The sequence below is a fragment of the Paenibacillus cymbidii genome, assembly GCF_004764705.1.
Classification (GTDB): domain Bacteria; phylum Bacillota; class Bacilli; order Paenibacillales; family NBRC-103111; genus Paenibacillus_AN; species Paenibacillus_AN cymbidii.
On the sequence record NZ_SHLX01000038.1, the window covers coordinates 55623 to 79053 of the forward strand.

General features: G+C 61.8%; 17 protein-coding genes. 7 read left to right on the top strand and 10 right to left on the bottom strand.

Annotated elements, in window-relative coordinates; translation table 11 throughout:
• Together EXY20_RS33650 and EXY20_RS33655 are read left to right on the top strand one after the other, a co-directional pair.
• Positions 1-750, top strand: a complete 750-nt coding sequence (locus tag EXY20_RS33650) for a phytanoyl-CoA dioxygenase family protein (protein ID WP_135556815.1) — start codon at positions 1-3, stop codon at positions 748-750.
• Between the two features lie 28 nt (positions 751-778).
• Positions 779-1624, top strand: a complete 846-nt coding sequence (locus EXY20_RS33655) for a sugar phosphate isomerase/epimerase family protein (RefSeq protein ID WP_135556816.1) — start codon at positions 779-781, stop codon at positions 1622-1624.
• A 243-nt stretch (positions 1625-1867) separates the two neighbouring features.
• On the opposite strand, the gene EXY20_RS33660 is transcribed toward EXY20_RS33655, so the two are convergent.
• Positions 1868-2632: a phytanoyl-CoA dioxygenase family protein gene (locus EXY20_RS33660; protein WP_135556817.1), complete on the bottom strand. Its 765-nt coding sequence runs from the start codon at positions 2630-2632 to the stop codon at positions 1868-1870.
• Between the two features lie 183 nt (positions 2633-2815).
• Between EXY20_RS33660 and EXY20_RS33665 the strand changes: the two genes are divergently transcribed.
• Together EXY20_RS33665 and EXY20_RS33670 are read left to right on the top strand one after the other, a co-directional pair.
• Positions 2816-3712 carry an AraC family transcriptional regulator gene (locus EXY20_RS33665; protein WP_135556818.1) on the top strand — a complete coding sequence of 299 codons (897 nt, stop codon included), beginning with the start codon at positions 2816-2818 and terminating at the stop codon, positions 3710-3712.
• A gap of 18 nt (positions 3713-3730) precedes the next feature.
• Positions 3731-4582, top strand: a complete 852-nt coding sequence (locus tag EXY20_RS33670) for a phytanoyl-CoA dioxygenase family protein (RefSeq protein ID WP_135556819.1) — start codon at positions 3731-3733, stop codon at positions 4580-4582.
• Between the two features lie 174 nt (positions 4583-4756).
• Here the strand turns inward: EXY20_RS33670 and EXY20_RS33675 are convergent, their stop codons facing one another.
• Positions 4757-5851 carry a Gfo/Idh/MocA family protein gene (locus EXY20_RS33675; protein WP_135556820.1) on the bottom strand — a complete coding sequence of 365 codons (1095 nt, stop codon included), beginning with the start codon at positions 5849-5851 and terminating at the stop codon, positions 4757-4759.
• A 159-nt stretch (positions 5852-6010) separates the two neighbouring features.
• Here EXY20_RS33675 and EXY20_RS33680 point away from each other — a divergent pair, with 159 nt between their 5' ends.
• Positions 6011-6883, top strand: coding sequence for an AraC family transcriptional regulator (locus EXY20_RS33680; protein ID WP_167859707.1), 873 nt, complete (start codon positions 6011-6013; stop codon positions 6881-6883).
• A gap of 102 nt (positions 6884-6985) precedes the next feature.
• Here EXY20_RS33680 and EXY20_RS33685 read toward each other — a convergent pair whose 3' ends face one another.
• From EXY20_RS33685 to EXY20_RS33695, 3 genes are read right to left on the bottom strand one after another with little or no spacing between them, the layout of a single operon-like run.
• Positions 6986-9190 (bottom strand): hypothetical protein, encoded by a 2205-nt coding sequence (locus tag EXY20_RS33685; protein ID WP_135556822.1) that lies wholly within the window; start codon positions 9188-9190, stop codon positions 6986-6988.
• A 40-nt stretch (positions 9191-9230) separates the two neighbouring features.
• Positions 9231-11954, bottom strand: a complete 2724-nt coding sequence (locus EXY20_RS33690; protein ID WP_167859708.1) for an alpha-L-rhamnosidase — start codon at positions 11952-11954, stop codon at positions 9231-9233.
• Positions 11955-11976: 22 nt separating this feature from the next.
• Complete coding sequence (locus EXY20_RS33695) at positions 11977-13422, bottom strand: Sapep family Mn(2+)-dependent dipeptidase (protein ID WP_167859709.1); 1446 nt, start codon at positions 13420-13422, stop codon at positions 11977-11979.
• A gap of 210 nt (positions 13423-13632) precedes the next feature.
• On the opposite strand from EXY20_RS33695, the gene EXY20_RS33700 reads away from it, so the two are divergent.
• Positions 13633-14706: a M42 family metallopeptidase gene (locus EXY20_RS33700; RefSeq protein ID WP_135556825.1), complete on the top strand. Its 1074-nt coding sequence runs from the start codon at positions 13633-13635 to the stop codon at positions 14704-14706.
• 438 nt (positions 14707-15144) lie between these two features.
• Complete coding sequence (locus EXY20_RS33705) at positions 15145-15597, top strand: VOC family protein (protein ID WP_135556826.1); 453 nt, start codon at positions 15145-15147, stop codon at positions 15595-15597.
• A gap of 73 nt (positions 15598-15670) precedes the next feature.
• Here EXY20_RS33705 and EXY20_RS33710 read toward each other — a convergent pair whose 3' ends face one another.
• From EXY20_RS33710 to EXY20_RS33730, 5 genes are all read right to left on the bottom strand, one after another.
• Entirely contained in the window at positions 15671-17296 is a 1626-nt protein-coding gene (locus EXY20_RS33710) for an extracellular solute-binding protein (RefSeq protein ID WP_135556827.1), read from the bottom strand.
• Between the two features lie 229 nt (positions 17297-17525).
• The gene (locus EXY20_RS33715) at positions 17526-18683 is read right to left on the bottom strand and encodes a trans-sulfuration enzyme family protein (protein ID WP_135556828.1); all 1158 of its coding nucleotides are present in this window, start codon (positions 18681-18683) and stop codon (positions 17526-17528) included.
• A 19-nt stretch (positions 18684-18702) separates the two neighbouring features.
• On the bottom strand, positions 18703-20544 hold the full coding sequence (locus EXY20_RS33720; RefSeq protein WP_135556829.1) for an ABC transporter ATP-binding protein: 1842 nt from the start codon (positions 20542-20544) through the stop codon (positions 18703-18705).
• Complete coding sequence (locus tag EXY20_RS33725; RefSeq protein WP_135556830.1) at positions 20541-22358, bottom strand: ABC transporter ATP-binding protein; 1818 nt, start codon at positions 22356-22358, stop codon at positions 20541-20543. Before EXY20_RS33725 ends, EXY20_RS33720 begins: the two co-directional genes overlap by 4 nt.
• Positions 22359-22552: 194 nt before the next feature.
• Complete coding sequence (locus EXY20_RS33730; protein ID WP_167859710.1) at positions 22553-23203, bottom strand: cyclase family protein; 651 nt, start codon at positions 23201-23203, stop codon at positions 22553-22555.
• Positions 23204-23431: the final 228 nt, after the last annotated feature.

The window sequence follows — 23431 nt, forward strand, 5'->3', positions numbered from 1 at the left end:
ATGAAGCTGGATCAAGAGTCGCTGGAGGCATACAAGCGTGACGGGTATTTGAAGTACGGCCGGTTGTTGGAGCCGGGCGAGGTGATCGCGCTGCAGGAAGCGTACATGGCGTCGCTGGAGAAAATGCGCGAGGAGCGCAGGCTCGTGTCGGCCCGCCATGGCGAAACGGCGGACGGGCGGCAGACCGAGGTGTTCCAGATCCGTTCCGCCCACCTGCACCATCCGCTCTTCAACAAGCTGATGCGCGACCCCCGTCTGCTGGACATCGTGGAAAGCTTGATCGGTCCGAACATCCGCCTCGTGCTGTTTCAGGGGCTGTACAAACCGCCCCATACCGGCGGCGTCATCGAGTGGCATCAGGACGACTTCTATTTTATGGTCGACCGTCCCGACGCCGTCGTCAGCTGCTGGCTGGCGCTTGACGACGCCACCGTCGACAACGGCTGCATGTGGGTGGTGCCGGGGCGGCAGCACACGTTGCTGGAGCATTACTCCAACAAGAAAACGAACGGCGCGGAAATCGTCGGCATGGACGAAACCGGCGCGGTGCCGGTCGAGCTGAAGGCGGGCCAGTGTATGTTCCACCATGGGCTGACCCCGCATCGCACGCTGGCGAATACGAGCGGGACGCATCGGCGCGCGCTGGCGATCCATTTCATGGATGCGCTGGCCGTGCCGCTCGGCGAAGGCCGCAAGAAGGAGCCGGCGGAGAACATGCCGGTGCTAAGGGGCAGCGCCGTCAGCTGGTAGCGGCGGAACAATAGCGAGGAAGGTGCATGTGGTGACCAAGATTGGCATTTGTTCGTTCAGTTTTCATCGCCTGCTGGCGAGCGGCAAGCAGGACATGTTCGGCTATATTCGCGATTGCAAGGAGCTTGGCTGCACGCAGCTCGATCCGTGGAATGCGCATCTCGCCCCGCTCAAGGAGGGGGACAAAGCTTACCTCGCCGCACCGGGACCGGCCGAGCCTTACCCGCTCAGCGCCGCGGACGAGGACTATTTGGCCAAGGTCAAACAAGCTGCGGACGAGGCCGGCCTGCCATTTGGCTGCATCGCGGTGGATGGCGTGCCGATGTACAAGGAGCTTGCGGAGGAACGCGACAAAAGCAGGGAAGTCGCCTATCGCTGGATCGACATTGCGCAGCGGCTCGGCGCCGCGCAGCTGCGCTTCGATACGGGCAATTTCCGCGAGTTGACGGAAGAGATATTGATCTTTATCAGCTCCGCCTACCGTCATCTGATCGAGCGGGCATCCGCTTGCGGCATTGAGGTGCTGGTGGAAAATCATTACGGCCTGATGACCGACCCTCAGGTGCTTGTGCGCGTTCTCGAAGCAACGCCCGGGCTCGGCTTGCTGCTCGATTCGTACAACTGGCTGCCCGGACGCCAGGCGGAAGGCTGGGTTCGTTGTTGCCGCTACGCCCGACTTACCCACGTCAAGACGTTTGCGTTCGCCGACGACGGTCAGGAGCTGACCCAGCACATCCCGCATTTTATTAACATGCTGGTCGATAGCGGGTACGACGGCGCATGGGGAATCGAAAGCATCCCGAAATTGGACGAGGACGAAATCGGCGGCGCGCGCAAAACGGCGGAGTTGATCATCAGCTCGCTGCAGAATTGACGCCGGCGCCTTTCAAACGAAGGGACTTTGCAGGAAAAAGGAAACGCAACGACGGTTGTGAGACGGGCTGCCGCCTGGCGTGGATATCGGCGCGCGGCGGCGGCCCGTTTCGTCTGCAGACGGGAGGAAGCCAATAAATGTGTACAGCCGAGTGGCCTATGATGAACGACGAGTTCGAGGTGACGGGGCGTTCCGCCCTATCCCGCAATGCGCCTGAACGCATTGCGGGCTTCCTGTTCGCGGTCAATGCGCGCCGGGGTATTCGCGGAACGTCGGATTATAGCCGCATACCATCGGACTGTGTTCCCACTTGACATTGATGTCGTATAGCGGCGGATCGGCCGGATCGCGGTATTGGAACAACACGTTGCGTCGTGGCCGCGAACTGCGGTTCACATGCGAGCCATGGATCGTCAGGTAATGGAAGAACAGCACGTCGCCCGCCGACGCCGGACAAGGCGTGCCCATGTCGATCGGATATTCGCGATGATCCAGGTAATGGCGCCCGGCGTGCGGAATCGGCCCTTGCTTGTGCGAGCCGGGAATAACGCGAATACAGCCGTTCTCGTCGTCCGCGTCGTCGAGATGGATGCTCGCCGCCAGCATCGTATGCCGCTCATGGGGGAAATACGGATAGTCCTGGTGCATGGGGAACGCCGCGCCGGTTTCCGGCGGTTTGACCAGCATTTTGCTGTGGTGCAGCTGCACGTTCGGGCCGATCAGCCGCGTCAGCACGGCTTTCATGTGCGGATGGCTCATGGCGTCCGTAAACACCGCGTCATGGAAGTGCACGTCGTGAAATCCTTTGAGCACCAGCTTTTTGTACTCTTCCGGCGGGATGTGGTCGGCGGGCCAGGCGACGTTTTTGTCGAACTTGGAGGCTGCCGCACGCTCGATAATGAGCGCGACGGCGGTCCGCATTTCCTCCACCTCCTGCTGCGTAAAGACGCCCTTGACGAGCAAATAGCCGTGGTCCCGATAAAACGCGGCGTCCTGCGAATGAATCATGTGCATAGCCTCCCGTAGAAATGTGGACAATCGTTTGCCGGCATCCTCATCATACCGCGCGGGCGGCGCCCCGTATTTGCACGATCCGGCCACGGCCGTACACTTTGCGGTCATCCGTTCATTCAGTCTGACCGGGCGGAACAAGTAGAACCCCACTCACCGCCAGAACAGGAGGCGCACCGCATGCATGCGGAAGTGTGGAAACAGGCGCGCAATTTGCTCAACCGGCTCGCCGACGCTCCTGCGCCCGAAGCGTATCGCTTTCACATCCACTACTGGGGCGTAACGCCGAATCATCGCGACAACCCGGTGCACCGCCACTCTTTTGTGGAGATATGTTATGTCGCGGAAGGACGCGGGGAATACGCCGAAAACGGGACAACGCATGCGCTCGAGCCGGGTACGCTCTTCTGCTCGCGCCCCTGGCGGATGCACCAGATCCGCAGCCGAACGGGCATGCTGCTGCTGTACGTAGCCTTCGAGGCGGACGAATCGCGCATGGGCGACGGCGCACGGCGGCGGTTCGAAGCGCTGCTGCAAGGGCATACCGTCGTATTGCCCGGCCGGGAGGACGCTCCCGTCGCGCTGCAATGGCGATCGCTGCTGGAGTGGGCAGGCATGGCGAACATTAGCCGCGACGTGCTGGACAGCGCCATCGATGCACTGCTCGCAGCGCTGGTGTTTACCTTCGGCGGGCAGACGGACCAGGCAGCCGATCCCGCCGAATGGAGCAAACCTGCCGAACTGCTGCTGCGGGAAGCACGGCTGTTCATCGGCAACAATCTGCCGGAGATGTTGACGCTTGAAGGCGTTGCCGGCTACCTTCACGTTTCGGCCCGCCATCTGTCCCGCCTGTTCTCTCGCGAGTTGGGCCTCCCCTTCTCGCGCTACGTCAGGCTCGAGCGGGTGCGGCAGGCCGAGCTGCTGCTGGCGGGCACCGATTGGCCGCTCAAGCGCATCGCCGGCGAAACGGGCTTCGACACGGAGCATTACTTGTCCCGCGTCTTCCGCCAGGAACGCGGGCTGCCGCCCGGCCAGTTCCGCGAGTGGCTTCGGCGCGATTGCAATATCAACCCATGAACAAGCGAGGGAATCCGAATGGAACAGCAGAAACCGCTGGTTAGCGCGCAGGACGTCGCCTTTTTCCAGGAGATGGGGTATTGGGTATCCCCCGTTGTCTTAGGGCCGGAGCGACTGGCCCAGCTGATCGCGCATATGGAGCAAGTATACGAAGGACAATTTGAAACCGGGCGTTCACCCTGGCCCGGCTACTGGCAGCCCGGCGGCAATCCGCAAGCGCTGCGGCGCACCGTCAACGCAAGCTGGTCGGACCACACACTGTATGCGCTGGCAACCGATCCCGTCATCGGCGCGATGGCAGGCGCCCTGATGCAGGCCGACTGCATTCGCTTCTGGCATGACCAGCTGCTGTACAAACCGGGGAGGGGCACGGGGCGCGAGACCGAAAAGGCCAACGTCGGCTGGCACCAGGACTGGTCCTACTGGCAAAACTGCCTCGAGCCGTCGCTTGTCACCGCCTGGGTCGCATTTGCCGACACGGACGAGAATAGCGGCTGCATGCAGGTGGTACCGGGCAGCAACCGATGGGGGCTGGTGAAAATCAACGACTTTTTCGACCAGGATCTGCAGCGCCAGCAGCGCGATATCGAACGCGCGGCAGGCCGGACGTTCCGGCCTCAGCCGGTCCCGCTGAAGGCCGGGCAAATCAGCTTTCATCACGCGCTGACGATCCACGGCAGCGGCCCGAACCGTTCGGACGCGCCGCGACGATCGCTCGCCGTCCATTTGATGACCGGCAACACGCGATACAAGAAGTTCGTGAAGGATCATATGAATGTGCTGCTGATGCGCGAGGACGGAGCACAGTTGAACGAAGGCGATCTGTTCGCGGGCAGGCACTTTCCCGTGCTGTACCCGAAGGCGGATTGAACGAAGCCGGAAGCGGGACGAGGGATGTTGTCAGGTTACCTTATAGGGGATTGCCAAATAGGCCATGTTCGATATGTTCGATGGCCTATTTGGTCTAAAGTGGGCTTTCTGAATTAAAATATCCAGCGATTTCACTGGCTATTCGTGCGAATCTGCGCGCCGCAGTGGGCGACCTTACAAGGTCCAGTCAAGCTCTACCTCGCGGCCGGTGCGCGACGATTCATAAATCGCTCCGAGCACCAGGTTGCTGGCCAGACCGGTCATCGCCGTGGTGACAGGCTTCTCTTCGCCGCGCACGCAGGCAAGAAAGTGGCGGCTCATCCGCAGCCGCGAGCCTTCGTCGTCGGCCGGTGTCGCAAGCTCCAACTCCACTTCGCGGTCGAAGCGCTCCGTCAGCAGCTTGCCCCGGCTGCCGCGATAGGCCGCTCCGCCTTCCGTGCCGAGCAAGTGGACGAAAGGAGCGCTGTCGGTATCGAGATGAACCGCCCAGCTTGCTTCAAGCGACAACATGCTGCCGTCATCCATGCGGATGAGCGCCGCCGCCATATCCTCCACGTCGAAACGGCCGTTCCAGTCCGGGGTTCCCCAGGTGCCGATCCCCCGCCGCTGCGGGCCCAGTTCGGCATAAACCGAACCGTAGACGGCCACCGGCCGCGGACCGCCCATCAGATGCAGCGACAGATCGAGCATGTGCACGCCGATGTCGATCAGCGGTCCGCCGCCCGACTGCGCCTTCTGCGTAAACCAGGTGCCCCAGCCGGGAATGCCTTTGCGCCGCAGCCAGCCGGCCTTGACGTGGTAGATGCGGCCGAACGCTTGCTTGTCCGCCTGCGCCTTGATCGCCTGCGCGACCCATTCCCAGCGCATTTGATGGCCGACCAGCAGCACCCGTCCCGACTCCCGTTCGACCCGGACAATATCCTTGGCGGAAGCGGTGTCGATCGCCATCGGTTTTTCCAGCAGCACATGTTTGCCCGCCCGCAGCGCCTGAATGGCGAGCGGCGCATGGGACAGGTTGGGCACGGCGATGACGACTGCGTCAATCGAAGGGTCGCCAATGATCGCCTCCGCGCTGTCCGCCACTGTGCCGATTTGGTGCTCCAGCTTTCGCCGTTCGGCCAGATGACGGTTCATGTCGGTGACCAGGGCCAGCTCGACGCCGGGCAGTTGTTTGAACGCGCTCATGTGAGCATGGCCGATGTTGCCGGCGCCGATGATGCCGAGGCGGATGGCGCCGCCGCTTCCGCGGGTTGCGGATTGAGATGTCATGCAAGTTCCTCCGGATCGTTCAAAGTTGCGGCTCCGTCATCGGGCAACCCCGCCGAGTGCCGCCCCTTTATCATATACGCCGCCGCCGCGGCGATCAGGCCATATTTGGCAAGGATATCTCACCTTTTGACCGCCATTTTGCGCGCAAGGAGCCGGACCATGAGCATGTACCCCAAATATTTGGCGGAATACCCGAACATGAACGGCGCGCTGCCGTTTCATATCAGCATCAACGCGTCCGATACCGGCTTCAAGCCGCACAGCCACAGCTATATGGAGCTGTCCCTGGTCATTGCCGGGAAAGGACGGGAGCGGATCAACGGCGCCTGGCATCCGATGCGTCCCGGTACGTTGACGCTCGTCCGCCCGCACGACATTCACGAAATTGTCGCCGAACCGGGAAGCGCCCTGCAGCTGTACAATTGCATCTTTGGCCTGCATCTGTGGCCGGCGAGCGAGCTGGCCGCCCGCTTCGACGAAACGGAGCCGGACACCGCCCCCGTGCCATCGCACGTGCACACCGAGGGCCAGGCACAACGGACAATGGACGCGTTGTTCCGGAGCTTGTACGACGAGTACCGGGGAAACGGGCATTGGCGCCACGAGCTGTTGCGCAGCAAGCTGATCGAAGCGCTTGTGATGTTCGACCGGCTCCGCAGACCGCAAACTGCCGAGGCGGCGGTCGGCCGTCCGGGACAGCCGGAAACGATTCGGCGCATCGTGCGGCATGTGCAGCTGCACTTCAGGGAAGAATTGACGCTGACAAGCGTGGCGGAGACGTTTCATTGCGGCAAGTCCCGGTTGAGCAAATGGTTCAAGCAGGCAACCGGGCACAGTTTTGTCGGCTTCCTGCACGAAACGCGCTTGCATTACGCCTGCGGACTGCTGGCGTCGACCGATCTCCATGTCGTGGACGTGGCGCTCGAAGCGGGCTTCGGCTCGTACAAAACGTTCTCCCGCCTGTTTCGTTCGCATCGCGGGACTTATCCGCTCGCCTACCGCCGCTTGCACCGGACAACCGATCACCCGTAGCCAGCATTGCGCAGCAAATAAAACGAAGGCCGCCCGTCCCGGGCAGCCTTCGTATTTGTCCGTTAATCCCGCTTCATTACCTGCCTGCAGCCTCCGCCGTCGCTACTTGCCGGACGAAAACGCCCCGTCCCACGCCCGCCACTTGTGATCCGCCGTTTCGAATGCGGACGCGTGGAACTGGTAGGAAGACATTGGCGGCGTGCGGAACAGCTGCGCGCCATCGTAGGCGACGCCGATTCCGTTCACGAAGCCGAAACGGCCGCCGCCCGCGCCATCCGTGCGGACATAAGCAAAATCGGCATCGGTCTCCAGCTTGCCGTACGCCAGCTTGCTCCGTTCCCAGCTGTATTTGGGGTACCCTTCGCGGGCCAGAATCCCTTTTTCCAGGTCAAGCTTGATGGCCAAATCGTACACAACCCCGTTCGCGGACGTATACCGCAGCGACAGCTGGTCGCCGGCAGGCGTCAGCTCCGTTACGGCGACGCGGCCGGCCGGACGCGGCTCGCCCGAGGCAAGCGCAAACGGCGTCAACACGGTGACGAACGCGTTCATCGTGCCGGCTGTCACCTCGCGGCTGTCCCACTCGTACATCATTTCGCTATCGGCGTAATTGCGGCGGATCGTTTCATGCCCGTTCGGCCGCGACGTTTGCGGAAATTCGATCAACAGCGCCCATTCGTCCCGGTTGCGCACCGGCGTCGGATGGCCCGGCCCCTGCACGATCTCCCGCACCTGCCCGACGCAATAGCCCTCCCCGGCTTCCAGCACCGTGGCCGGATGCCACAGGTTCGCCGTGGCGAGCCGCATGTCGGCGAGCGCCTGCGTCCAGTCCGCGACAATATACACGCCTTCCTCGCGCAAATAAACGATCGACCGGTCCCACATCACCTTGCGATACGGATCGCGCACCCGCGTGCGGCTGTAGTCGAGCTCGGCATACGTCTGAAAATGCAGCTTCTCCGTCGACACCCGGTGGTATTTGCCGTCGTCGTGCAGGAAGTCGTACATCGACCCGCCCGCCTCCGGCGCGCCTTCGCGGAACACGAGCCGGTTGTGGTAAATGTCGGCGCGGTATTTGCCGTTCGGCGCCTGGTCGCGGTAACCGCCGTCGTGCAGCAGCACGTTGCGGCCGCGGGCGAGGTACACGACCGAGTTTTCATCCGCGTGGCCGTGGTGCGCTTTTTCCGCCGGGGCGTTGATCGTCCGCAGCAAATATTGCCGCGGCACCGCGGCATAGTCGCCCTCGTCGCGGTAGTTGAGCAGCATGTAGGCGGCATCGGCGTGCCAGCCGTCGCGGAAAGCGATTTTTTTGCCGATGACGTCCTCCAGCACAAGCTCGCTGCCCGTTTGCAGCGGCACCGGCTCGATGCTGTCGTCGGCCCATACATAGGCGTAGGCAAAATTGGCGGCCAAATAAATCGACGGCGGTCCGTCCAGCACGGAAACGGCGTAATCGTATATTTGCCGCGCCGCGTGCTTCATGTGGCCGCAGCGGTAGCGGGCGGCGCCTTTCTCGAGGCAAGCCAGCCACAAGTACCAGAACGAATTGAAATTCGCATCGCCAAAATCGGGGATTTGGCCGAACGGCGCGATCAACCGCGTGATGTAGTCAAAATAAAACTTCGTTTGCGGCTTGGCGAAATAGTCGTCTTCCTTGCCCGTCTGCTCCGCGTACACGATGCAGGACGACAGCCACAGCGGCAAATACAGCTCGGCGTCCTCGATCGACCAGCCGCCGAACGACTCCTGCGCCAAATAGTCGCGCAGCTTCGCCCATTCCCTCGTCTCCTCCGTATCGCCGAGCGCGGCGACCGCCAGCGACAGCGTAAACACGCGCAGCATCGAACGGTTGTGGGCGCCCCATTCGGGAAAATGGATCATCGCTTGCACGGCGCTGCGAATCGAATCCTCGATTTGCCGTTTCTCTTCCGGCGCCAGCAGCGGCGAATCCTTCATGAACATGTAGCCGGTCAAATAGTGGGTGCCCTGGAACAGCGGCTCGAACGAAGTGATGCCTTGCGCATACTCCGGATGGCGTTCGCGCACCTCGGCGGGCACAATGTCTTTGAACGATTCGATCGCAAGCAGCATCTTTTTGGCCTGCTCGCCGTACGTTTCGTCGCCGGTTACCCGGTACAGGAACGCTTCCGTCTGCGCGAGCAGCGGAATGTTGCCCGGCGGCGTGTACATGCCGAGAAACCGGTCGGGTTGAAACGTGTCCCGCCAGCCGGCGATGTCCGCTTCATAACGGCTTCTCCCTTCCTCCACCGCCGCTTTGATGTAGTCCAGATACGTTTGTTTGTTCATGAGAACTCTCCTCTTCCCTCATCCGCCCTAATGACACACCTTAACGTACGTCGAATTCGTAGTCGCCCGAACCGGCGTCGAGCAGCACGCAGCCGTCCTCGCGTCCCGCGACGCGAATGCCCGCCGCTTCCTCCACAGGTACGCCGCTTTCCCATACTTGCTGACCGCCGCGTACCGGCACGCGCACCGTCGCCGTCGCGCCCGCCGGGATGCGCACGCTCATGCGCAGCCGTTCCCCTTCGCTTCTCCAGGAGCAGCCGATCGTGCCAACTACGGAACGGTACGTGCAATCGGCATGCGTCAGCTCGCCGCCGGTCAGCGGCTCAATGCGAATGTGCCGGAAGCCCGGCTTGGTGTCGTCCGTATCGATGCCGCCGATGCGTCGGAATATCCATTCGCCGACCGCTCCGAGCGCGTAGTGGTTGAACGAGTTCATGCCGGGGCGCTGAAATCCTTTCTCCTCCGTCCAGCCGTCCCACCGTTCCCAGATCGTCGTGGCCCCCTGCAGAATGGAGTAGAACCAGGACGGATATGTCTGCGTAAGCAGCAGCCGGCGCGCAATGTCCCCTCTCCCGTATCGGACGAGAATATCCAATATATAACGCGACCCGTGTATTCCTGTCGACAGATGCCAGTCGCGCGCTTCCAGCAGCTCGACGATGCGGGCGAAAGCCGCGTCCCTTTTATCCTCCGGCAGCAAATCCATGTACAGCGCCATCGCATAAGCGCTTTGCGTGTCGCCCTTGATGCGGCCGGCGGCGTCCACGTAGGCGCGATTGTACGCTTCCTTGATGGCGCCGTTCAGTTCGGCGAACCGCCGCTCGTCGTCGTGCCGGCCGATCAGCGCGGCCATCTTCGCCATCAGACCGGCCGAATAAGCGTAATAGGCCGTCGCGAACACGTCGTACGGCGTCGTCGAAAACTGCGCCACATTGGGGAAATCGCCCAGCCCAGCAGCTTCCGCCAGCGACAGCCAATCCCCGTACTGCGGCAAATCTTCGCGCAAGTGGCCCGGGTGCATCTCCGCAAGAAAATCGATCCAACGGGCCATCGCGTCGAAATGGCGTTCGATGATGCCGACATCGCCGTAAACGCGATACATTTCCCACGGAACGATGATGCCCGCGTCGCCCCAGCCGGCGGAAGCGGTATGGTCGTAGGTCATGTCGCCGCCGTGTTCGGTTTTGCCTCCGGGGATGAACGGCGCAAAGTCGGTGAACGCCCCCGTCGGCCGCTGGGCGTCGGTCAGGTCGACCATCCATTTGGCAAAAAAGGGCTCTGCCTTCATCAAATACGCCGCCGTGCGGAAAAACACCTGCGCGTCGCCGCTCCAGCCGAGCCGTTCGTCGCGCTGCGGGCAGTCGGTCGGCACGCTGACGAAATTGCCGCGCTGCGTCCATTCGATATTGCTCACCAGCTTGTTCAGCAGCGGGCTTGACGTTTCCAGCTTGCCGGCCTGCTCAAGGCCGGTAAACACGACCACGCCGACGATGTCGGCCGCTTCCAGCCGGTCTGCGCAACTGCCCGTGATTTCCGCATACCGGAACCCGTGCAAGGTGAAATGCGGCTCCAGCACTTCCTCCGACTCTCCGGCGAGCATGAAGGTGTCGATTTGCCGCGACAGCCGCAAATTGGCGGTATACAGCTCGCCCGCCTCGTCCAGCGCTTCGCCGTGGCGGATCACGACGGTGTCGCCGGCCGCGCCGCCCCGGACGCGCAGCTGCAGCCGGCCGACCATGTTCTGCCCCATGTCGACGATGCAGCGGCCGGCTTCTTTGCGAACGATCGATTGCGGCGCCAGTTTCAGCATGGTGCGCACCGGCGGACATATGGCGGACACGATATGCCCTTTGTACTCGTAAAAAATGTCGGCCGCATTCCACCCGCTGTCGTCGAAGCCGGTCCGTTCCCAGCCCGGCTGCTCAAGCCGGGCGTCGTACGTTTCGCCCATATGAAAATCGGTCGCCAGCAGCGGCCCGAACGATGCTTTCCATGACGCGTCGGAAACGAACGATGCTGTCGTTCCGTCTTCGTACTCGACGTTCAGCTGCACGAGCAGGCGCGGATTTTGCCCATACTTCTGATAACCGAACATGCCGATATAACCGGCGTACCAGCCTTGGCCGAGCAGAGCGGCGATCGTGTTCTCCCCTTGCGCCAGCTCGCCGGTCAAGTCATAGGCCTGGTATTGCACGCGAATATTGTAGTCGGTCCAGTCCGGCGTCAGCGTATCCGCGCCGATCCGTCTGCCGTTTACGCTCAGCTCGTAGGCGCCCAGCGCGGTGCCGTACAGCATCGCTCTGCGGACGGGCTTCGCGACGGTAAACGACCCGCGCAAATAAACGGCCGGCTTCGGCTCGGCATGAGTCGGACGGTGGGGCGATTTCAGGCCGATCCACTTGCCCCGCCATTCCTTGCGCGACAGCAGCCCCATCGACCAGGTCGCCGTGTCGCTCCAGTCGGAGCGGTTGCCGTTTTCGTCCCATACCGTCACTTTCCACCAGTACGGCCGACCGGACGCAAGCGGCTTGCCTTCGTAACGAATCCCGTTCGTGCGCTGCGAATCGATCCGGCCCGAATCCCACATGTCGCCTTCGTCCTGCCGCAGCCGCTCCGTGCCGGAAGCGACAATAATGCGGTAGGCGGTTTGCGCGGCGCCGCGTCTGTCCGCATCCAGCGTCCAACTGAACGCCGGATTCGCGCTGTCGATTCCTTGCGGGTCCGTCAAAGCGTTGATTTGCATCTGGCCGATCGCCAAGCTCATCGTAATCCCTCCACTTTCATTTTCACGATTCATCCGCGTATAGCAGCTCATAAATGGCTTGTGTGCATATTTCGCCGTGCCGCATCATGTCTTCCAGCCGGACGAACTCGTCCGGTCGATGCACATTCGTGTCCAGCCCGGGAAAACCGGCGCCGAAAGCGACGCCGCGATTGCGCAGCTTCCGCGCGTAAGTGCCGCCGCCGATCGCCAGCAGCTTGGCCGGTTCGCCGGTGACCGTTTCATAGGCCCGGCTCAGCTTGCGGATCAGCGGATGTTCGCCTGGCACGAACAGCGGCTCGAGATAATCGACGATCTCGAGTTCCATTCCATGCGCCTGCAGCACGCCGCGCAGCCTCGCAATCATGGCGTGGTCATCGAGAGTCGGCGGGACGCGAACGTTCAGCGTCGCTTCCTGCCGCTCCCCGTCCGCCCGGATCGCCGCCAGATTGACGGTGAGCCGTCCGTAGTCGCCGTCGCTGCATGCGATGCCGAGCGATTCGCCAAACGCCTCGAAGCCGATCCGCTCATGCAGGAAACGGGTGAACGCGCAGATGCCGTCCTCGCGCAGCACCCGTTCGTCCGCAAGCAGCCGGAGAAACGCCGCCAGATGCGCAATCGCATTGATGCCCGAATGCGGATTCGAGCCGTGGCCGCTGCGCCCTTCCGCCCGCACGCGGATCGTCTGCGCGTCCAGCCGCTCGATGGCGATGCGCGGGTCGGCCGCCGCGCATTCGCGCAGCTTCTCCGCCCACGGGCCGCTGTCCGCCGGCGCGCGCAGCTCCGCCTCGCAGCGCTCCGGCACTACATTCGCCGCCTTCCCGCCGGCGACGGAAACGATGCTAAGCGGCGGCGTTTGCGGGTGCGGCGGCCATTCGACCTCGCTGATCTCGCGGTCCTGGCGAATGCGCAGCACGTAGTAAGCTTTTTCGGCGTGAATGATCGGATACCCTGCATCCGGCACAAAAGCGTAATCCGGCAGCTTTTCGGCAGCCAGGTAATGGTCCATGTCGGTCATGCCGTTCTCTTCGTTCGTGCCGACGATGACGCGGAACGTGCGGCGCGGGGCGATGCCCATGTCGGCAATCGCCCGCAGCGCATACAGCGCGACGATCGCCGGCCCCTTGTTGTCGGAAGCGCCGCGGCCGAATATCGTACCGTCCCGCAGCTCGCCGCCGAACGGATCGACCGTCCAGCCCGCGCCTTCGGGCACCGTGTCGACATGCACCAGAACGGCAGCCAGCTCGTCGCCGCTGCCGTATTCGAGATGGCCGGCGTACCCGTCCACATATTTGGCGGCAAACCCGAGCCGCTCGCCCAGCTCCAGCATATAGCGGAGCGCGCGGTCCACGCCGCTGCCGTACGGCAGGCCCGGCTGCGGTTCCTCCAGGAAGCTGCGGATGCCGATCAGCTCGCGGATGCCGCGTTCGATATCGCTTTCGTATTGGCGAATAGCGCTGCTAACGTTCACTCCGATCGCCTCGTCTTTCCCCTTCTATCCCCCCCAGTATAAGGGCAGTTGAAAGCGTTTTACATGGCGCGGATTTGCTTTTTTATGCGTTATTTTAACATGTGTTGCCGCATGCGTTGACATGATGCCGGACAGCCGCTATCGTAAAATCACGCTACAGCGGCTGCCGCGCAGGCAGCCGAATTCCGTACGACAATGGGAGGAAATACGATGGATCAATCGACGCTTGCCTTGTTTCAAACGTTGACCGAGTTGCCCGGTGCCCCCGGCTTCGAGCACGAAGTGCGGCGGTTCGTTCGCGGCGAAATCGCCCAAATCACCGACGAAATCGCCGAAGATCGCCTGGGCAGCGTATTCGGCGTGCTGCGCGGCGATCCGAACGGCCCGGTTATTATGGCCGCGGGCCATATGGACGAAGTCGGCATGATGGTGACGGCCGTGCTCGACAACGGCCTGATCCGGTTCCAGCCGCTTGGGGGCTGGTGGAGCCAGGTCATGCTCGCCCAGCGTGTGCAAATTTCGACCAAGAACGGCCCGGTGCTCGGCATCATCAGTTCCACGCCGCGCCATCTGCTGAGCGAAGCGGAGCGCAGCAAGCCGGTCGATATCGCGGCGATGACGATCGACATCGGCGCCGAATCGCGCCGGCAGACGGAAGCGATGGGCGTGCGCCCCGGCTTGCCGGTCGTGCCGGTGAGCCCGTTTACGCCGATGGCTGGCAGCAAAAAAATCGTCGCCAAAGCATGGGACAACCGCTTCGGCGTTGGGCTCGCGATCGAGCTGCTGCGCGAGCTGAAGACGGCGAAGCTGCCGAATACGCTGTACGCCGGCGCAACCGTGCAGGAGGAAGTCGGCATGCGCGGGGCGCAAACGGCAGCCGCCTTGATCAATCCCGACTTGTGCTACATCCTTGAGGCCGGACCGGCGAACGATACCGGCGGCGACCCGAACGCGCTCGGCCGGCTCGGCAAAGGCGCGGTCATCCGGATTCTGGACAGCTCGATTGTGCCGAATCGGACGCTGATCGATTTTGTGGTCGATACGGCCGAAACGAATCGGATTCCGTATCAGTTCTTTATTTCGCCGGGCGCTACGGACGGCGGCAAAGTTCATTTGCACGGCCGGGGCGTGCCGACGGCGGTGCTTGGGTTGTGCGCGCGCTACATTCACACGTCCGCGTCGATGATCCACACCGACGACTACGACGCCGCCAAGGAGCTGCTGCTGAAGCTGATCCAGGCGTCCGACCGGACGATGTACGAAACCGTCACTTCGTTCGGTTGAGCGGAGCGTGCCGGCGAGTGAGCGGGCAAGCACGACCGGTGCGAAATCAGCGGGCAGGTAGCGAATTAGCTTGTTCGACGATCGGAATTGGATCGGATCTAGGCCTGGTTCGGCATGGGCCGGCCCAATAGGCCATTATTTATGGCCTATTGGGCCAAAAAAGGCCGTCTCGGCGGAATAGCCAGTGATTTCACTGGCTATTCGCGTTGAAAGGCCCGATTTGGGGCTGTATGGCCCCAATAGCCAGTGTTTTCACTGGCTATTTTTGCAGCGGCCGGTCAAATACGGCGAATAGGCCATTTTTTATGGCTTATTTTGTCTCCTACCCGCCTGCGCGCTGAGTACCGGACTGGCGTGGGGCGTTAAGCTGACGGGCATGTTATAATGAACTGCGAAGATGCTCCGGTAATAAATTTGGTACACAAAGGAGATAACACGATGGCAAAAAGCAAGTTACTGCGAATGGACAATGTTGGCATCGTCGTAGAATCGCTTGAAAACGCCATCGCTTTCTTCGAGGAGATCGGCTTGAAGCTCGAAGGGCGGGCTTTTGTCGAAGGCGAATGGGCCGGCCGCGTAACCGGGCTGGATTCGCAGCGCGTGGAGATTGCCATGATGGTTACCCCGGATGGCCACAGCAGACTTGAACTTTCGCGATTTCTCACCCCGCCTCCTGTAGCCGATCACCGAACCGCTCCTGTAAACTCCCTCGGTTATCTGCGCGTCATGTTCGCCGTTGAAGACATTGACGAACTGGTATCCAGACTCGTCAAACACGGCGCTAAGCTCGTTGGCGATGTGGTTCAGTACGAGAACTCGTATCGCCTCTGCTACATTCGTGGAGTCGAAGGACTTCTAATCGGTTTGGCGGAACAACTCGGCACTAAATAAGCGACGTTCCGTATACGCGCAGAAGCCGCCCCTGCCTCGCGGCAGGAGCGGCTTCGCCTGTTTCAGCGCCGCTTTACGGCTTATAACCCGCATGTTTGTACGCTTCGGTCATTTCTTTGTCGAATTCTTCGCCGCCAAGCTTCTTCCAGCCGTCGATCATGATGTCGTATTCTTTGTCCGGATCTGCGGCGACAATTACCTTCGTTATCGATTCGTTCAGAAATTTCTGAATCGCTGCCTGGTTCTTTTGCGCGAACGGGCGCGGGTCGGTGATCACGACGGTTTTCGGCGTATTTTTGATAAACATGTCCATAAATTGTGTCGTCACTTTGGCGTAATATTCCGCGTCGAATACGCCGGCCGGGTTTTTCTTCCCGGCTTTCAAGTAATACTCGTAATTTTGCGCCGGCTGGCCTTGCTGAATGATCTCCAGATCGCCGGGACCGGCGTACCATTCGATCTCTCGCTTGTTCTTCTCCACATTGATCGGCACGGTTATGCCGTCCGCGTCGATTTGATAGTGGACGCCTTCGATGCCGGATTGCAGCGTTTTGATGATTTTCGGATCGGCCATCCAGTTCAAATATTTCACGGCGGCAATCGCCTGCTCTTCCCTGCTCGCCTTCGGCAGCATGATGAGCATGCCGTAGTCGGCGGCGCCGCCGGCGTAAGCGTTGCCGTCAGCCGATCGCAGCGGACCGAACGGCAGCCATCTGGCTTCCGGCACCGACCTGCGCGTCGAATCGGTCAGCGACCAGCCGGAGTCGTTGTTCTCGACGACGCCCGTCACGCCTTGCGCGATATACTGGTTAAACTGCAGGCTGTTGACGTCCGTGCCGAACTCCCTCGGGATCAGCTCTTCCTTGTACAGCTTGTTGAGGAACTTCATCATTTCGCGTCCGCCTTCGGAAGCGATCGCGCTAATATAACGGTCATCCTTCCATACGCCGCCGAACATGTCGGTGCCGTTGCCCTGCAGCTTCGGATTGATGCCGAAACCGCCGGAAAGGGCGTACATAAACGCCTTGCCGATTGCCGGGAATGCCATCGGCACCACTTTATCCTTGCCCACATTGCCGGGATCTTTCTCTTTAAACGTTTTCAACACCCGATACAGTTCGTCGACGGTTTCCGGCGCCTTCAACCCGAGTTTGTCCAGCCAGTCCTGGCGGATCTTGAGGGCCGGACCGATCGCCGGATTCGCCCGCAGCGCCGGAATGGCGTAACGTTTGCCTTCGTAGTTGCCGGCTTGCTCCAACGCCTTCTGGTTGTTTTTCACGATCTGCGGCCCGTACTTGTCGAGCAGCTCGCCCAGCTGCCACAAGCCGCCTTGCTGCGCATATTTGAACAACGTATTCAGCTCGTACGTAAAAATGATGTCCGGCGCTTCGCCCGATGCCAGCCATACGTTCAGCTTGTTTTCGGCTTCCCCGCGCGGAACCGGAACAAAGTCAAGGTCGATGCCCAGCGGTTTGACCTGCTGCTGCGCCCACTTGATCAACGGCGCTTCCGTCAGCTTCATGCCGTCCGGCGCATTGCCGCGATCGTAAATCATCACGCGCAGCTTGACTTGTTTGTCCGACTGCGCGGACTTGTCCGTCCCGGACGACGACAATTTGGAGCAGCCCGCCATGAATACAGCCGAGGCCAGCATCAGCGTCAGACCGAACGTGACTCCGCGCTTCCATTGCCCCAACATTCCATCTCCTCCTTAATGCCTGCTTGAGGATCGCCCGCAATGCATTTAGCATGTCCAAACTTTTAATGAGCAGATATCCGGGGATCAAACCGCCCCGCGGGGATGGCGGCCGGCGGTTCGGATTCGGTATGCGCCTTCATGGAAGGCTGTTTATTCGCCTCATTTTACTCTTTCGGCCGATTATTAACCACCTTTCTGCCAACAAATTGGAAATCTATTTGCCCTGTATTCAGCTGTTCATTTGTGCCAAGGCACGATCCAAGTCGTCCATCAGCGAGCCGGTGTGCTCCAGTCCGAGCGAGATGCGCAGCAAGTTCAGCGGCATGCCGGTCGCCCGCGACGTCGCTTCGTCGATCCAGAGGCCGGGCGAGTTGATCAGGCTTTCGAAGCCGCCCCAGCTCGGCCCTTCCTGGAACAATTCCAGCCGCTTGATGAAGCGCTGGACTTGTTCCTTGCTCCCTTTCGGCACAAAGCCGATCAAACCCGAATACCCGCTCATCTGGCTCCGGCCGAGCTCGTACTGCGGATGGCTGGGCAGCCCCGGATAAAGCACGCGTTCGACCTGCGGATGCGCTTCGAGGAAGGCGGCGATCGCCAGTGCGCTTTCCTGGTGCTGGCGCATGCGCACCGGCAGCGTGCGCAGCCCGCGCAGCAGCAGCCATGCCTGGTGCGGATCCATGGCCGCGCCGAACATGCCCCGCTCGCGGTGCGTCAGCCCTTCCATCGCCGCTTCGCTGCCAACGACGACGCCGGCGAGAATGTCGCTGTGCCCGCCCATATATTTTGTCGCGGAGTGCACGACAAGGTCGATGCCGCAGGCAATCGGGTTCTGATACAGCGGCGTCGCCCACGTGTTGTCGGCGATCGTCACGATGCCGCGCGACCGGGCAAGCGTTGCGATGGCGCGCAAATCCTGCAGCGTAAACACGTTCGACAGCGGCGTCTCCAGATAGATCGCCTTCGTGTTGGGCCGCAGCGCCCGCTCGAAATCGGCTACGTCCTCGCCGGAGACGAACGTGACTTCGACGCCGAATTTGGCCATGTACGATTCGAGGAACGCCTTCGTCGGCGCATATACGTTAAGCGGGCACACGACATGGCTGTCCTTCTCCAGCACGCTCATCAACGCCGCCGTAATTGCCGCCATTCCGGACGAGAAGCAGCGCGCCGCCTCCCCTTCCTCGAGCGCGGCGATTTTCCGCTCCACGACTTCGGTTGTCGGATTGGCGACACGCGTGTAGGTGTAGCCGTGATTCATCGTTTTGCGCGTGAACAGCGAAGTCTGGTAAATCGGCGTCACGATGGCGCCCAGATGACGATCGTATTCGTCCGCCCAATGGGCGCAAATGTCTTCCTTCGTATGCGGCTTTCCTTGTTCGTCCCTCATCCGCTGTGTCCCTCCATCGTTATCGTTTCGGTTGTTCGGCGACTGCGGCTTCCGAATCGGCCGGATCCGCCTCTTCGCGGAAGCGGTGCTGCGCTTCGAGCATACCATAGTACACCCCTCGCGCCGCAAGCAATTCGTCGTGCGTGCCTTGTTCGACGATCGCGCCGTGATCGAGCGCAACGATGCGGTCGGCACCGCGAATGGTCGACAGGCGGTGGGCGATGATGAAGGAATTGCGGCCGGCGAGCAGCGTTTGCAGCGCCTCCTGGATGCGCAGCTCGGTTTCCGTATCGATGCTGGCCGTCGCTTCGTCGAGAATGAGGATGCGCGGATTGGCCAAGAGCGCGCGGGCGAACGACAGCAGCTGCCGCTGTCCCGCGGACAAAATGCCGCCGCGTTCCTCCACCTCGGTGTCGTAGCCGTCCGGCAACCTCATAATAAAATCGTGCGCCCGCACCGACTTGGCGGCCGCCTCGACCTCGCGATCCGTCGCCTCCAACCGGCCGAAGCGGATATTGTCGCGGATCGTGCCGGAGAACAGGAACGTGTCCTGCATGACGATGCTGACTTGCGAACGAAGGCTGCGCAGCGTCACGTCGCGGATGTCGACGCCGTCGATCGTAACCGAGCCCGCGGTCGGATCGTAGAAGCGGCAGAGCAGGTTGACGATCGTGCTTTTGCCCGAGCCGGTATGGCCGACAAGCGCGATCGACTGCCCTTCCCGCGCTTCAAGGCTGACGCCGCGCAGCGCCGGGCGTCCTTCCTCGTATTCGAAGACGACGTCCGTCAGCCGAATGTTGCCGCGGATCGGCGGCATCTCCTGCGCGTCCGGCTTTTCCGCCACGACCGGGCGTTCGTCCATCAGCTCGAAAATGCGTTCGGACGACGCCATCGCCACCAGCAGCGACGAATACATGGCGCCGAGTCGGGTGATCGGCTCCCAGAAGCTGGTCACATAGGTGGAGAACGCCACCAGCAAGCCGATCGTAATCGCGTCCGTGCGGATCAGGTGCGTGCCGTAGACGAACAGGATCGACGTGCCGACCGCCGCCGTCAGCTCGATGAACGGGCCGAAGCTCACGTTGAGCGTTGTCGCCCGGTTCCACAGCCGCCGGTTCTCGCGGTTCATCTCCTCGAAGTAGGCCATGTTGTTCCGTTCCTGCACGAACGCCTGCGTCACGCGGATGCCCTGGATGCTTTCGTTCAGATGCGCGTTGATGTGCGATTGTTTGCCTCGCACGTCCTGCCAGACGCGGCGGATGCGCATCTGCAGCGAATGCGTGACGATGAACAGCAGCGGCACGGTCACAATAATCGCCAGCGCCAGCTTCACGTTCAGCGCAAGCAAAATCGCGACGACCCCGATCAACTGCACGCAGTCGATCATCAGGTTGACGGCGCCGTTGGTGAACAGGTCCTGCAGCGCATTGACGTCGTTCGTGACGCGCACGAGCACCGAACCGGCCGGACGCCGGTCGAAGAAGCGGAACGACAGCCGCTGGATGTGGCGGAACAAGTCGAAGCGCAGGTCGTGGATCATTTTCTGGCCGATGATGCTCGTGTAGCGGGTGCGGAAATAGCTGGCTCCCCATTGGACGGCGTACAGCGCGAACATGACGGAGACGTAGACGGCCAGCAAATGGCCGTCGCCGCCGAGCAGCGCCCGGTCGACGATGTAGCTGATCAAGAGCGGAATGGCCAGCCGCGTCAAAGCCCCGAGCGCCATCATGACGAGCACGACCGCCAGCAGCTGCCTGCGGTACGGCTTCATGTAGGCGGAGAGCCGGCGAAGCTGCGACCAGTCGAACGGCTTCTCCATCGCTTCGTCGTTCGGGTAGATGAATCGTTTGAACGCGCTCATCCGCGATTTTCCTCCTCTGCGTCCGGGACGGCCATGGCGCCGCTCTGGATGCGATACGTGTCGGCGTAAAGCCCTTTCTGCGCGAGCAACTGGGCGTGTGTGCCGCGCTGCACGACTTCGCCGCCTTCGAGCACGACGATTTCGTCCGCATGCTGCAGCGACGAAATGCGGTGCGCGATGATGAACGTCGTGCAGGCGCGCATGCGCCGCAGCCCTTGCTGGATGCTGCGCTCGGTCTCCATGTCGACGGCGCTGGTCGCGTCGTCGAGAATCAGCATGTCCGGCTGCGCCAGCAGCGCGCGGGCGATCGCGATCCGCTGCTTCTGGCCGCCCGACAGGCCGAGTCCGCGTTCGCCGACGACCGTATCGTAGCCTTGCGGCAGCTCCATGATAAAATCGTGCGCGCAAGCGATCCGCGCCGCCGCCTCGATGCGTTCCATATCGGCGTCTTCCGCGCCGTACGCGATGTTGCCGCGAATCGTCGACGAGAACAGGAACGTCTCCTGGAACACGATCGCGATCCGCTCGCGCAGCGCATGCAGCGGCAGGTCGCGGATGTCCGTACCGTCCACGGCGATGCTCCCGCCCGTTACGTCGTAAGCGCGCAGCAGCAGGTGCACGAGCGTCGATTTGCCGGAGCCGGTGCCGCCGAGCAAGCCGACGACCGCCCCCGGCGGCGCGTCCAGCGTGACGTGGCTGATCACCGGCCGGCGGCCGTCGTAGGTGAACGTGACGTCGTCGAAGCGCACATGCGCCGCGCCGGCGTTATGACGGACGTGCAGTGTAGGCGCGGCTTGGACGGCGGCTTCCTCCCAGCTGTTCATGGCCTGCGTTTCGGCTGCCAACGCTTTATCCTTGATCGGTACATAATGGTGCAAAATCTCGACAACGCGTTCGGCGGAAGCTTTGGTCTGGGTGTACACGTTGATGTGGTAGCCGGTCGCCCACAACGCGCCGATCGCGAACCAGATCATGCCCATAAACGCGACCAGCTCGCCGACCGTCAGCGTCTTCTGCAGCACCAGGTAGCCGCCCATGCCGGCCAGCACGACGACGCCCAGATTCGTTACCCATTCCATCAGCGGGATGTAACGGGCGAGAATGCCGGCCGCTTCCACGTTGCTTCCGCGGTAATGGCGGCTGCGCTTGCCGAACTTCTCGACCTCGTGCGGCTCGCGGGCGTACGACTTGACCGTGCGCACGCCGGTGATGTTTTCCTGCGCCGCCGTCGTCATTTGGCTGACCGAGGTGCGGATCGTGCGGAACGCCGGCTCCACGCGGGTCTGGAAGCGCACGGCAATGAAGCCGAGCGGGAGCAGCACGGCCAGCACGCACAGCGTCAGCTGCCAGGAGATCGTAAACATGACGGCCGAGCTGAATGTAATGCAGGCAAAATAATTGAACATATGCGGCACTTCGAAGGAGCCGAAATTGCGGATCGTCTCCAGGTCCGACGTCACGCGCGACATCAGATCGCCGGTGCGCGCCTTGTCGTAGAACGGAAACGACAGCTGCTGCAGCTTGGCGTACAGCGCCTTGCGCAGGTTGTAGGCCACCTTGTTGCCGAACTTGCCGCCGAAGTGGCCGTACAGAAACGTCAGGCCGGCCTTCAGCGCAACGACGGCGATATTGGCTGCAGCTACGTACGGAACGAGCCCGTACCGCTTCGGCATGATGACATCGTCGATCAAATAGCGCAGCAGGTTCGGGTAAACGAGGCCGAGCGCCGTGTTCGTCAGCAGGCAGACGGTCGCAATCAGCAGCCATTTCCGATCCGCTTCGTAATAATCCTTCATCGCTTTAAAAATCGACATCCAATGTCCCTCCGAGTTGATGCGCTTCTGTCTGGCCGGATGCCGCAACGGCGCGCGGGCCGGCCGGTCGGTGGCTGGCCCGCGCGCCGTTGCGGCGGCGGATCCGCGGCTGCCCGGCGGCGGTGTGCGCCGGGGCGGCCGGGCGGCTGGCCGGCGACGGTGTGCGCCGGGGCGGCCGCTATGCGGGAGAACCGTTACGTTGCGTCTCCCAGCATCGCCAGCGCCCGCACGGGCGAGCCGTCGCGACCGCGGATGCGCAGCGGAGCCGCCATGAAGAAGAAGCGGTCGCGCCCGATCCGATCCAGGTTGGCGAGCCCTTCGACAATGACGATTCCGGCGCCGAGCAGCAGCTTGTGGACCGGGTCGTAGTCTTGCGGGTTCGGCGTCGGCACGTCCATGCCGATCATGCCGATGCGACGCTCCGCCAGCCATCGTGCCAGTTCGATCGTCATATATGGAAAATCGCTGAAATAGTGCTTGTGCGGGAATTGCCGGTCCCAGCCCGTACGGTAAATAATGAGCGCGCCCTCTTTGACGGAGGCTTCGTACGGCAGAAAATCGGCGACGTCGATCGGCTCCTTCGCCTGCTTGGCGGACAGATCGATCAGCACGGCGTCGCCGATGCATTGGTGCAGATCGAGCTGCTCGACCGTGCGGCCTTCGTCGAGAAAATGGAACGGGGCATCGAGATGCGTGCCTTGGTGGGTGCTGATCGACAGCTGCGTAATGTTGTAGCCGATGCTGTCTACCGTGTTGTGCGCGATGACCGCGCACTTGGGGTCCCAGGCAAACGTCGGCGCCCCGTGATAAATGTCGAGCGACAAGTCGATGAACGTTCTGCTCACAGTTATCGTCTCCTCTCATTTTCATGCGCTGCAGCTGCTTCGCGGGCTTGCCGCGGTGCGTTTAGCGCATGTTTCATGCGCTGCAGCTGCTTCGCGGGCCCGCCGTGTACCTTTGTCAAGAAAGTAGACACACAATTTAAGCGATCTGCTGTTGCTCGTAGTACCTTTTTTCGCATAAATGCGGGGTGAGGTAACCAATTGACGAATGGATGCGAGTGCGATTGTAAT

Bases quoted from the DNA above. Each gene is read 5' to 3' on its own strand.
- EXY20_RS33650 (WP_135556815.1), top strand. From the start codon at position 1: ATGAAGCTGGATCAAGAGTCGCTGGAGGCATACAAGCGTGACGGGTAT.
- EXY20_RS33660 (WP_135556817.1), bottom strand. From the start codon at position 2,632: ATGATTCATTCGCAGGACGCCGCGTTTTATCGGGACCACGGCTATTTG.
- EXY20_RS33665 (WP_135556818.1), top strand. From the start codon at position 2,816: ATGCATGCGGAAGTGTGGAAACAGGCGCGCAATTTGCTCAACCGGCTC.
- EXY20_RS33670 (WP_135556819.1), top strand. From the start codon at position 3,731: ATGGAACAGCAGAAACCGCTGGTTAGCGCGCAGGACGTCGCCTTTTTC.
- EXY20_RS33675 (WP_135556820.1), bottom strand. From the start codon at position 5,851: ATGACATCTCAATCCGCAACCCGCGGAAGCGGCGGCGCCATCCGCCTC.
- EXY20_RS33680 (WP_167859707.1), top strand. From the start codon at position 6,011: ATGAGCATGTACCCCAAATATTTGGCGGAATACCCGAACATGAACGGC.
- EXY20_RS33685 (WP_135556822.1), bottom strand. From the start codon at position 9,190: ATGAACAAACAAACGTATCTGGACTACATCAAAGCGGCGGTGGAGGAA.
- EXY20_RS33690 (WP_167859708.1), bottom strand. From the start codon at position 11,954: ATGAGCTTGGCGATCGGCCAGATGCAAATCAACGCTTTGACGGACCCG.
- EXY20_RS33700 (WP_135556825.1), top strand. From the start codon at position 13,633: ATGGATCAATCGACGCTTGCCTTGTTTCAAACGTTGACCGAGTTGCCC.
- EXY20_RS33705 (WP_135556826.1), top strand. From the start codon at position 15,145: ATGGCAAAAAGCAAGTTACTGCGAATGGACAATGTTGGCATCGTCGTA.
- EXY20_RS33710 (WP_135556827.1), bottom strand. From the start codon at position 17,296: ATGTTGGGGCAATGGAAGCGCGGAGTCACGTTCGGTCTGACGCTGATG.
- EXY20_RS33715 (WP_135556828.1), bottom strand. From the start codon at position 18,683: ATGAGGGACGAACAAGGAAAGCCGCATACGAAGGAAGACATTTGCGCC.
- EXY20_RS33720 (WP_135556829.1), bottom strand. From the start codon at position 20,544: ATGAGCGCGTTCAAACGATTCATCTACCCGAACGACGAAGCGATGGAG.
- EXY20_RS33725 (WP_135556830.1), bottom strand. From the start codon at position 22,358: ATGTCGATTTTTAAAGCGATGAAGGATTATTACGAAGCGGATCGGAAA.